Below are 10,683 nucleotides of genomic sequence, written 5' to 3'. Positions count from 1 at the left end.
CTCCTGCTGCACCCCGACCGGCGCGAGGTCGCCGCGGTCGACGACCGGGTCACCGTCGAGCGGCTCGGGGCGGTCGACGCCGACCCGCGCTGGCGCAGCGAGCGGCTGCCCTCCGACCGCACGGTGGTCGGCGGCTACCTGGGGCTGCTCGCAGCCGTCACGGTCGGGACGGCCGTCGGGGTGGGACTCGCGGCGCTGGTCGTGACCCTCGCCACATGAGCCGGGGAGTGGTTTAGTTTGATCGATCCAATCCACTGATCTCAGGAGGGCCCATGCGGGTCGGAGTTCTCACGGGCGGCGGCGACTGTCCCGGCCTCAACGCGGTCATCAGGGCCGTCGTCCGCAAGGGCGTGCAGGAGCACGGGTTCGAGTTCGTCGGCTACCGCGACGGCTGGAAGGGCCCGCTCGAGGGCCTCACGATGCCGCTCGGCGTCGCCCAGTGCCGCGGCATCCTGCCCCGCGGCGGCACGATCCTCGGCTCCTCGCGCACCAACCCGTTCAAGCTCGACAACGGCGTCGAACGCATCAAGGACAACCTCGCGGCGGCCGGCGTCGACGCCCTCGTCGCGATCGGCGGTGAGGACACGCTCGGCGTGGCGACCAAGCTGGCCGACCTCGGGGTCCACGTGGTCGGCGTACCGAAGACGATCGACAACGACCTCTCCGGCACCGACTTCACCTTCGGCTTCGACACGGCCGTCAACATCGCCACCGAGGCGATCGACCGGCTGCACACCACGGCCGAGTCCCACCACCGCGTGCTCGTCGTCGAGGTCATGGGCCGCCACGCCGGCTGGATCGCGCTGCACTCCGGCATCGCCGGCGGCGCGAGCGCCGTGCTGATCCCCGAGCAGCCCTTCGACATCGAGAAGGTCTGCGCCCACGTCGAGACGCGCTTCGAGTCGACCTACGCGCCGATCATCGTCGTCTCCGAGGGCGCCGTGCCGGTCGACGGTGGCGACATGACCCTCGTCTCCGGCGAGAAGGACGCCTTCGGCCACGTCCGCCTCGGCGGCATCGGCGACCGCCTCGCCTCCGAGATCGAGCACCGCACCGGCAAGGAGGCCCGTGCCGTCGTCCTGGGTCACATCCAGCGCGGCGGCACCCCGACGGCCTTCGACCGCTGGCTCGCCACCCGCTTCGGCCTCCAGGCTGCCGACGCCGTCGCCGAGGGCGACTTCGGCACGATGATGGCCCTCCGCGGCACCCGCATCGAGCGCGTCCCCCTCGCCGAGGGCACCGCCGAGCTCAAGCTCGTCAGCCCCGAGGAGTACGCCGAGGCCCAGGTCTTCTTCGGCTGACCCTCCGGGCCCGATGAGCACGCCGAGTCGGCGCACACATGCGCCGACTCGGCGCAGAGTTCGAGTCAGACGGGCGTGAGTCGGCGTTGTGACTGAGTCTCTGCGCCGACTCGGCGGCATCGCACTTGCACTCTGCGCCGACTCGACGTCAGGTCGTCAGTGGTGGGCGTCGGCGAGGTCGAGGTCGGCGGGGGTGAGGCGCCAGACGAGGGCGGAGGCGGCGAGCAGGAGCAGGCCGGCGGCGAGACCGAAGACGGCGAAGGAGTGCTCGAAGGCGTCGACCGCGGTCGAGCCGACCGGGGTGCCGAGGGCGCCGGCGAGGGACTCGCGGGCGAGGCCGGTGGCGCCGGAGGGCAGGCCGTCGCGGTAGACCCAGGCGGCGAGGCTGCCGAGGATGGCGACGCCGAGGACGGCGCCGATCTCGTAGGACGACTCCTCGATCGCGGCGGCGCTGCCGGCCTGGTCGGCCGGGGCCGAGCCCATGATGACGGCCGAGCCGACGGCGAGGGACGCCGTGCCGATGCCGACGAGGGTGAGGCTCGCGGCGACCGACACGTAGGACAGCGGCTGGGGGAGCACGAACAGCAGCAGCAGCCCGACGCCCGCGACCGCCAGCCCGCCGGCCAGCACCGGACGCGCGCCGACGCGAGCGGCGACGCCGGGGGCGAGCGGGGAGCCGATGATGCCGCCGACGGCCATCGGCAGCAGGGCCGCGCCGGTCTGCAGCGGCGACCAGCCGTGCACGAGCTGCAGCCACTGCGAGCCGAGCAGGAGCAGCGCGACCATCGCCATGCTGGTGGTGAGCGCGGCCAGGACCCCGGCGGTGAAGGCGCGCTGGGTGAAGAGGCGCACCTCGAGCATCGGGTCGGTCTGGGCGAGGCAGCGGCGGACGAACGCCGTCAGCAGCAGCACTCCGGCCACGAGCGTCGCGAGCGCGGTGACGGTGGCGCCGTGCTTGCCGAGCTCCTTGACGCCGTAGACCAGGGCGGCCATGCCGCCGAACGACAGGACCACGCCGGCCGCGTCGAGCCGGCCCGGCCGGTCCGAGCGGCTCTCGGGCAGCAGCAGCCAGCCGGCGACGATCGCCACGACCATCACCGGCACGTTGAACAGGAACGCCGCGTGCCAGCTGAACGACTCGAGCAGCGCGCCGCCCACGATCGGGCCGACCGCGCCGCCGACGGCGGCCATGGCGCCCCAGACGCCGAGCGCGGTGGCGCGCTCGCGGGGGTCGGCGAACAGGGTGCGGATCAGCGACAGCGTGGTCGGCATGATCATCGCGCCGCCGACGCCGAGCAGGGCGCGCACGGCGATGACGTCGCCGGGGGAGTCGGCGACGAGGACGAGCAGCGACGCGACCCCGAACACGGCGAAGCCGGCGAGCAGCATCCGCTTGCGGCCCCACCGGTCGCCGAGCGCGGCGATCGGGACGAGCAGACCGGCGAGCACCAGGGCGTAGGCGTCGACGACCCACAGCTGCTGGACCGCCGACGGCCGCAGGTCGGCGGTGAGGTCGGGGAGGGCGACGTTGAGGATCGTCATGTCCATCACGACGACGAGCAGGCTCGCGGCCAGGACCGCGAGGCCTGCCCAGCGGCGCCGGTCGGCCGCGGTGCCGGTGCCGGAGCCGGTGCCGGTGCCGTTGGCGGGAGCGGGCGCGGGGATCAGGGTGGTCATCGGGACTGTGCTCCGGTCAGGAAGGTGGAGAGGACGAGGGTGTCGAGGTCGCGCCGGGGTACGTCGCCGTCGCGCACGGCCTCGCGGGCCGCGACGAGCAGGCCGTAGACGGCGTGGCCGAGCCAGCGCGGGGGCACGTCGGCCCGCAGCACGCCGGTGGCCTGCGCGGCGGCGTACAGCTCGACCTCGCGCTCGACCAGCCGGTCGGAGCGCGCGAGCAGGTCGTCGGCGCCGGTCAGGTAGCTGTCGGTGAGGGCGAAGCCGAAGTCGTCGGAGTCGGCGAGGAACCGGGCCAGCAGGTCGCGCAGGCAGGCCAGGATGCGCTCGGGGTCGCTCGAGGCGGCGGCGCCGGCGGCGTCGGCCGCGTCGAGGCTCGCCGCCCAGCGGTCGAGCGAGCGGGTGCCGAGCTCGTGGAGGAGGTCCTCGCGGGAGGCGAAGTGCCGGTGCAGGGTGGCCCGGCCGACCCCGGCCGCGGTCGCGAGCACGGCCATCGAGGCGCGCGGGTCGACGTTGAGGTGCCGGGTGGCGGCCGCCAGGATGTCGTCACGCGTGGCCATGGGACGTTCTCGTTCCGTTTGAGACAATGATGTCTCATATGAGACCACATCGCCTCAGTCTTACCAAGTCGCCGACGGCCCGGTGTGCTGACAACGACCGCAGACGGGTGTTGGGTGGACGGACGTCCCCCAAACCCGGAGGTGCACCGGCATGCCCGACCTCGACAAGAGCGGGAGCTCTGAGACGTCGGGGCCCGACGTCAACGGTCCCGACACCCCCGACCTCAAGCGGGTGATGGGGCCCAGGCTGCTGCTGCTCTTCATCGTCGGCGACATCCTGGGCGCCGGCATCTACGCCGTGACGGGCAAGCTGGCCGGCCAGGTCGGCGGGATCGCCTGGCTGCCGTTCCTGGTGGCGTTCGCCGTCGCCACCATCACGGCGTTCTCCTACCTCGAGCTGGTCACCAAGTACCCCCAGGCCGCCGGCGCCGCGCTCTACACGCACAAGGCGTTCGGGGTCCACTTCATCACGTTCATCGTGGCCTTCACCGTGGTCTGCTCGGGCATCACGAGCGCCTCGACCTCGTCGGGCCTGCTCGCCTCCAACCTGCTGATCGGGCTCGACGAGATCCTGCCCGGCATCCCCACCGGCGACACGGCGACCCTCGTGGTCGCGCTCGCCTTCATGCTGCTGCTCGCCGGCATCAACCTGCGCGGCGTGGGCGAGAGCGTGAAGTTCAACGTGGTCCTCACGATCATCGAGATGACCGCGCTCGCCATCGTCATCGTCATCGGGTTCTCCGTCGTCGCCCGCGGCGACGGTGACCTCGGCGCGGTCACGGTGTTCGAGAGTCCCGACGACAAGGGCCTGTTCATGGCCGTCACCGTGGCCACGGCGATCGCGTTCTTCGCGATGGTCGGCTTCGAGGACTCCGTCAACATGGTCGAGGAGACCAAGGACCCCGAGAAGATCTTCCCCCGCGTGATGCTCACCGGCCTCGGGATCGCCGTGATCATCTACGTCCTGGTGGCGATCTCGGTGGTCGCCGTCGTGCCCGCCGGCGACATCGCCAACCCCGTCAACCCCGAGGCCGGGGTGCTGCTCGACGTGGTGCGCATCGGCACCCCCGACATCCCGATCGACAAGCTCTTCCCGTTCCTCACCGTCTTCGCCGTCGCCAACACCGCGCTCATCAACATGCTGATGGCCAGCCGGCTGATCTACGGGATGGCGACCCAGGACGTCCTGCCCCGTCAGCTCGGGCGCGTCTCGCAGAAGAGCCGGGCGCCCTACGTCGCGATCGCCTTCACCACGGTCCTCGCCTTCGGCCTGATCATCTACGTCCGCACCCAGTCCGAGAGCACCGTCGTCGGCGCCCTCTCCGGTACGACGTCGCTGCTGCTCCTCGCGGTCTTCACCGTCGTCAACATCTGCTGCCTGGTGCTGCGCCGCGACCCCGCCGGAGCGTTCAAGGCCCCGACGGTCCTGCCCGTCATCGGCGCCGTCGCGTGCGCCTACCTGCTCGGCCCCTGGGCCCGGGTCGAGGCCGACATGGTGCAGTACAAGATCGCCGCCGGACTCCTCGGCATCGGCATCGTGCTGTGGGCCCTCACCTGGCTCGTCAACCGCGGCGCCCGCGGCCAGAAGACCGGCTTCAGGGATATCGAGCACCTCGAATGATGGCCGGTTCCGGGCGGCCTGCGTCTCGCTGGCCGCCTCTGCCTGGTAGCGCTGCCGCAGACCTGGGTGGCGGCCGCCGAGACGCCGGGCCACCCTCCACCTCCGTGCGCGCCGTGGTCGGCCTGGGCTCGTGGTCGGGGCGCCTTCCTGCTGGTGGGGCGCCGAACCGGCCCGCGTAGGCTGGCGGTCGTGGCCGTCCCCGATCTCGCCGCGCTCCACGCGCTGTCCCCGGCCCAGCAGCCGAGCTATCCCGACCGTTCCGCCGTCGACGTGACGGTCGCCCGGCTGCGCACCTCGCGTCCGCTGGTGTTCGGCCACGAGTGCGACGAGCTGACCGACAAGCTGGCCGCGGTCGCCCGCGGCGAGGCCTTCCTGCTGCAGGGCGGTGACTGCGCCGAGACGTTCGCCGGCGTCACCGCCGACAACACCCGCAACAAGCTGCGGGTGCTGCTGCAGATGGCGGTCGTGCTGACCTATGCCGCCTCGGTGCCGGTCGTCAAGCTCGGCCGCCTGGCCGGGCAGTACGCCAAGCCGCGCTCCTCCGACCTCGAGACCCGCCACGTCGACGGCGAGAGCGTCACGCTGCCGGCCTACCGCGGCGACGCCGTCAACGGCTACGACTTCACCCCCGACTCGCGGGTGCCCGACCCGGCCCGGCTGCTCGAGGTGCACCGCACCTCCGCCGCCACGCTGAGCATGATCCGTGCCTTCATCGCCGGTGGGTACGCCGACCTCCGCAAGGTCCACACCTGGAACACCGACTTCGTCGCCGACTCCGTGGCCGGTCAGCGCTACGACGCGCTGGCCCACGAGATCGACCGGGCGATGGCGTTCATGGAGGCCATCGGCGCCGACCCCGACGAGTTCCACCGCGTCGACTTCCACATCAGCCACGAGGCGCTGCTGCTCGAGTACGAGCACGCGATGACCCGCATCGACTCCGGCACCGGGTCGGCGTACGACCTGTCCGGCCACTTCGTCTGGATCGGCGAGCGGACCCGTCAGCTCGACGGCGCCCACGTCGAGCTGCTCAGCCACGTGCGCAACCCGATCGGCGTCAAGCTCGGCCCGACCACGTCGCCCGACGACGCCATCGCCCTCGCCGCGCGCCTCAACCCCGACAACACCCCCGGCCGGCTGACCTTCATCACCCGTTTCGGTGCCGGCAAGATCCGCGACGGGCTCCCCGCGCTGGTCGAGAAGGTCACCAGCGAGGGTCTGCAGGTCGCCTGGGTCTGCGACCCCATGCACGGCAACACCTTCGAGGCGAGCTCGGGCTACAAGACCCGCGCCTTCGACGACGTCATCGCCGAGGTGCAGGGCTTCTTCGACGTCCACCACCAGCTCGGCACCTGGCCCGGCGGCGTCCACGTCGAGCTCACCGGCGACGACGTGACCGAGTGCGTCGGCGGCACCGAGGAGCTCCTCGAGGCCGACCTCGGCGACCGCTACGAGTCCGTCTGCGACCCCCGCCTCAACCGCGTCCAGTCCCTCGAGCTCGCCTTCCTCGTCGCCGAGATGCTCCGGGCCCGTTCGACCTGAGCGGAGCGAAGGACGAACGGTGCGCGAGGAGGGTTGAGGAGCGCTCGGCGTCGGACCGAGCCTGCGAGGTCCGGCGCGACGCGTCTCGAAACCTGGCCGCACCGACGTACCCCACCCGACCCAAGGAGCCCGACACCCCATGATCGACCTCCGCAGCGACACCCTGACCCAGCCGACCGACGCGATGCGGGCGGCGATGGCGTCGGCCGAGGTGGGCGACGACGTCTACGGCGAGGACCCGACGGTGCTGGCGCTGCAGGAACGCGTCGCAGGGCTGTTCGGGCACGAGGCGGCGCTGTTCATGCCGACGGGGTCGATGTCCAACGTGCTTGCCGTGCGGTCGCTGGTGCAGCCGGGCCAGGAGGTGCTCTGCGAGAGCTCCGCCCACATCGCGCGGGCCGAGCTCGGCGCGCACGGCGCCTACAGCGGCATCACGATGCGCACCTGGACCCACCCGCTCGGCCACGTCGACCTCGACGCGGTGCGTCACCTGCACGTTCCCGACATGGGCCCGTTCTTCGTGCGCACGGCGGCCGTCTCGGTCGAGAACACCCACAACTTCGCCGGCGGCACCGTCCTCCCGCTCGACCTCCTGCGCGACCTGCGTGAGTGGACGACCGGTGTCGGCGCGACCGTCCACCTCGACGGCGCCCGCATCTGGAACGCCCACGTCGCCACCGGTACGCCGCTCGCGGACTACGGCGCCACCGCCGACGTCATGTCGGTCTGCCTGTCCAAGGGGCTCGGCGCGCCCGTGGGCTCGCTGCTCGTCGGCAGCGCCGACACCGTGGCCGAGGCGCGGGTCTGGCGCAAGCGGATGGGCGGCGGCATGCGGCAGGTCGGGATCCTGGCCGCCGCCGGTCTGCACGCCCTCGACCACCACGTCGAGCGCCTCGCCGACGACCACGCGCACGCCCGCCTCCTGGCCGAGGCCTGCGGCGTCGACCCCGCGTCGGTCGAGACCAACATCGTCGTCGTCCGGCGTCCCGACGCGGCGTCCTACGTCGAGCGCGCGGCCGCGGCCGGCGTCCGGGTCGCCACCGTCGGCCCGACCACCGTCCGGCTGGTCACCCACCTCGGCGTCGGCCGTGCGGACGCCGAGACCGCTGCGCGCGTCCTCGCCGGGCTCGGTGGCCCGGTCTCATAACCTTTCGGCACGACCGAGCATCGCACCACATGACCCCAGCCCTCCCGAGCTCTTGAAGGACCCGTCATGAACCGCACGCTCACCATGTTCCTCGCCGCGGCCGCCGTCGTCGGCGCCACCGGCGGGACCCTGGCCGCCACCGCCCTCGGCGGCGACGACGACCCCGAGGGCCGTGACACCGCGGCCGCGAGCGACTCGGCCGACCCCACCGGGAGCGCCGGCACGAGCGACCCGACCGGCTCGGACACGCCCACCTCGGGTGGAGGGGAGCAGCCGGACGGTGACCCGGCCGCACCCGGCCCGGGCGAACCGGGAGACGTGCTCTGGGTCAGCCAGCGGGCCCTGCACGACGGCGACCAGGAGATCCCGATCCAGCTGGTCGACCGGCCCGCCTCGGTGGAGCGGGCGTCCGGCGCGGACGCCTGGGTGATCACCACCCGGTCCAGCCCGCAGGAGCCGTCCTACGAGGCCTCGGTGGTCCGGGCCGACGGCTCGGTCGTCGTCCTCGACGCCACCTTCGGCGACGGCGACGTCAGCCCCGACGGCACCCGCTACGTCGCGATGCGCGACGACGGGTCCGGCTACGGCGTCTGGGACGTCGCCACGGGCGAGCTCGTGGACACCGTCGCCCAGGGCGAGACGCCCGACCAGTACCCCTTTGGCGGCGCCCAGTTCGTCGACGACGACACGGTGGCGTCGACCTGGACCGACGACCGGTCCCGCACCGTCGTGCTCGCCGGCGACCTCGGCTCCGACGAGCGCACCCTGGTCTCGGACGACCTCGCCGGCCAGTGGAGCATCTCGCCCGACGGGAAGTGGTTCGCCGGGACCTCACGCACCGCCAAGGACGCCGAGACCGGCTTCGACGCCTGTGCCACGGTCGTGCCGTTCGGTCGGCCCGACGCGGACGCCGGGCTGACCGACTGCGGCAGCAAGTTCTACGGCGTGCCGTCGTTCACGCTCGACAGCAGCTCCGTCCTGGCCCTGCCCTACGAGTCCGACGGCTTCGGCCCCGGGGTCTTCCGACCGCTGCCGACCGGACGCGCCCAGGTCGAGCAGGTGGACGCGCCCGACGCCACCCTCGACGGCGTCTACCTGCGCGACGACCTCGTGCTCATGCTCGGCGCCAAGAACTACGACGGCGACGGCACCGTCATCACGGTCTGCGACAGCGACGGCTGCGAGGAGGTCGGGCGCTACGACGACGCCGCGGAGATCGCTGTCCTCGGCACCCAGACCTGAGCGCCCCGGCGGGTCAGGCGCTGGTCACTCGCTGGTCACTCGCTGGTCAGCCCGCCGGTCGGCGCGTCAGTCGACGACGGCCAGCAGCGGCCGCACCGCCCGGCGGGCGTGGTGGATCCGCGCCTTGACCGTGCCGAGCGGCAGGTCGAGGACCCGGGCGATCTCGGCGTAGTCGAGCTGGTGGACGTCACGCAGGACGAGCGGCTCGACGTACTCCGGGTGGTCGTGGCCCACGACCTCGAGGGCCTCGAGCAGGTCGAGCCGGCTGCCGGCGATGACGCTGGTCGTGCGCGGGTCGACGTGAAGCGGCATCTCGTCGGTCGACTGCTCGACCGAGCGGCGCTTGAGCGAGCGGTAGGTGCCCCGCGCGCTGTTGGTCGCCACGACGTGCAGCCAGGTGGTGAACCGGCTGCGGCCCTGGAACTGGTCGATCTTGGTCGCCACCAGCAGCAGCGCGTCCTGCGCGGCCTCCTCGGCGTCCTGGGGGTAGAGCAGGATCCGGCCGCAGGTCCGCTTGACCCGCGGCTCCACGATCGTGAGCAACCGGTTGAGTGCCTCGGCATCGCCGCCCGCGGCGGCCACGGCCAGGGCGTCGAGCGCGTCGGCGCCCTCCGGCGTGTCGGCGGCCTCGGCCGGGTCGGTGACGGGGTCGGTCACGATGCTCCAGGGTGGTCGGGGAGGGGCTGCGGCTCTGGCACGATAGCCGCCGTGTCCCTCCCCGAACGGCTCGGTCGGCTGCGACGCGTCCGCCAGCTCGGGTCCGGGGGCTTCGCGACGGTCTGGCTCTACCGTGACGACGAGCTGCGCAGCGACGTGGCGGTCAAGGCCCTCGCCGACAACTGGGCGCAGCGGATGGACATCGTCGACCGCTTCCTCGAGGAGGCCCGCATCCTGCGCGCCGCCGACTCCGACCACGTGGTCCGCGTGCACGACCTCGGGGAGACCGACGGGACGCCCTACTTCGTCATGACGTTCGCCGACCGCGGCTCCCTCGACGTCGGGCTGACCGGCGAGCCGTGGGCGCCGCGCCACGTCGTCCCGCTGGTCACCCAGGCCGCGACCGGTCTGGCCGTGCTCCACGACGCGGGCATCATCCACCGCGACGTCAAGCCGCAGAACCTCCTGCTCCGCGGCGACGGAAGCATCCCGGAGCCGGGCGCCCCCGCGCCGCCGCCCGCGGTGCTGGCCACCAGCCGGCTGATGGTCGCCGACCTCGGCGTCGCCAAGGCGCTGCTCCACGCGAGCGGGCTCACCCAGGTCGTCGGCACCCCGGCCTACATGGCGCCCGAGCAGGTCACCGGCGAGGGGCTCGACACCCGCGCCGACGTGCACGCCCTCGGGGCCGTCGCCTACCACCTGCTGACCGGCCGGGTCCTGCGGGCGGGCGGGTTCGCCGAGCTCGTCGAGGGCCGGCCGCCGGTGCCGCCGTCGGCTCTGGCCGACCTGCCCCGAGCCGTCGACGAGGTCCTGCTGCGCGCCGTGCACCCCCGGCCCGAGGAGCGCTGGCCCGACACCCGCTCGTTCGCGGCGGCGCTCAGCGACGCCCTCCCCGCCGACCCGCCCGTGCCGGCGTCCTACGCCCGGCCCGCCCCGGCC

At 73.0% G+C, this 10,683-nt stretch carries 10 protein-coding genes; 7 read left to right on the top strand and 3 right to left on the bottom strand.

What is annotated here, in order from left to right:
- Both Q7T52_RS13505 and Q7T52_RS13500 read left to right on the top strand, forming a co-directional pair.
- Positions 1-219 (top strand): hypothetical protein (locus tag Q7T52_RS13505; RefSeq protein WP_304803318.1); only part of this gene is annotated, 219 nt, incomplete at its 5' end.
- A gap of 53 nt (positions 220-272) precedes the next feature.
- Positions 273-1,301, top strand: a complete 1,029-nt coding sequence (locus Q7T52_RS13500; RefSeq protein WP_304803316.1) for a 6-phosphofructokinase — start codon at positions 273-275, stop codon at positions 1,299-1,301.
- A 156-nt stretch (positions 1,302-1,457) separates the two neighbouring features.
- Here Q7T52_RS13500 and Q7T52_RS13495 read toward each other — a convergent pair whose 3' ends face one another.
- Both Q7T52_RS13495 and Q7T52_RS13490 read right to left on the bottom strand, forming a co-directional pair.
- Complete coding sequence (locus tag Q7T52_RS13495) at positions 1,458-2,978, bottom strand: MFS transporter (RefSeq protein ID WP_304803314.1); 1,521 nt, start codon at positions 2,976-2,978, stop codon at positions 1,458-1,460.
- Positions 2,975-3,535 carry a TetR/AcrR family transcriptional regulator gene (locus tag Q7T52_RS13490; RefSeq protein WP_304803312.1) on the bottom strand — a complete coding sequence of 187 codons (561 nt, stop codon included), beginning with the start codon at positions 3,533-3,535 and terminating at the stop codon, positions 2,975-2,977. The genes Q7T52_RS13495 and Q7T52_RS13490 overlap by 4 nt, the downstream gene beginning before the upstream one ends.
- 151 nt (positions 3,536-3,686) lie before the next feature.
- Here Q7T52_RS13490 and Q7T52_RS13485 point away from each other — a divergent pair, with 151 nt between their 5' ends.
- The 4 genes from Q7T52_RS13485 to Q7T52_RS13470 all read left to right on the top strand — a co-directional run bounded on the left by Q7T52_RS13485 (position 3,687) and on the right by Q7T52_RS13470 (position 9,087).
- Positions 3,687-5,156 carry an APC family permease gene (locus tag Q7T52_RS13485; RefSeq protein WP_304803310.1) on the top strand — a complete coding sequence of 490 codons (1,470 nt, stop codon included), beginning with the start codon at positions 3,687-3,689 and terminating at the stop codon, positions 5,154-5,156.
- Positions 5,157-5,345: 189 nt separating this feature from the next.
- Positions 5,346-6,698, top strand: coding sequence for a class II 3-deoxy-7-phosphoheptulonate synthase (locus tag Q7T52_RS13480; RefSeq protein ID WP_304803308.1), 1,353 nt, complete (start codon positions 5,346-5,348; stop codon positions 6,696-6,698).
- Positions 6,699-6,837: 139 nt separating this feature from the next.
- Positions 6,838-7,845, top strand: a complete 1,008-nt coding sequence (locus Q7T52_RS13475; protein WP_304803306.1) for a low specificity L-threonine aldolase — start codon at positions 6,838-6,840, stop codon at positions 7,843-7,845.
- Between the two features lie 66 nt (positions 7,846-7,911).
- A complete protein-coding gene (locus Q7T52_RS13470; protein ID WP_304803305.1) occupies positions 7,912-9,087 on the top strand; it encodes a hypothetical protein in 1,176 nt (391 codons plus the stop codon).
- A 66-nt stretch (positions 9,088-9,153) separates the two neighbouring features.
- Here the strand turns inward: Q7T52_RS13470 and Q7T52_RS13465 are convergent, their stop codons facing one another.
- Positions 9,154-9,744, bottom strand: coding sequence for an RNA polymerase sigma factor (locus Q7T52_RS13465; protein WP_304803303.1), 591 nt, complete (start codon positions 9,742-9,744; stop codon positions 9,154-9,156).
- A 51-nt stretch (positions 9,745-9,795) separates the two neighbouring features.
- Between Q7T52_RS13465 and Q7T52_RS13460 the strand changes: the two genes are divergently transcribed.
- The coding region (locus Q7T52_RS13460; RefSeq protein ID WP_304803301.1) for a serine/threonine-protein kinase at positions 9,796-10,683 on the top strand (888 nt) is incomplete at its 3' end.

This window comes from Nocardioides sp. (assembly GCF_030655615.1).
Taxonomy (GTDB): Bacteria; Actinomycetota; Actinomycetes; order Propionibacteriales; family Nocardioidaceae; genus Nocardioides.
The sequence above is the reverse complement of the archived record's forward strand: the minus strand, read 5'-3'. Positions and strand labels throughout refer to the sequence as shown.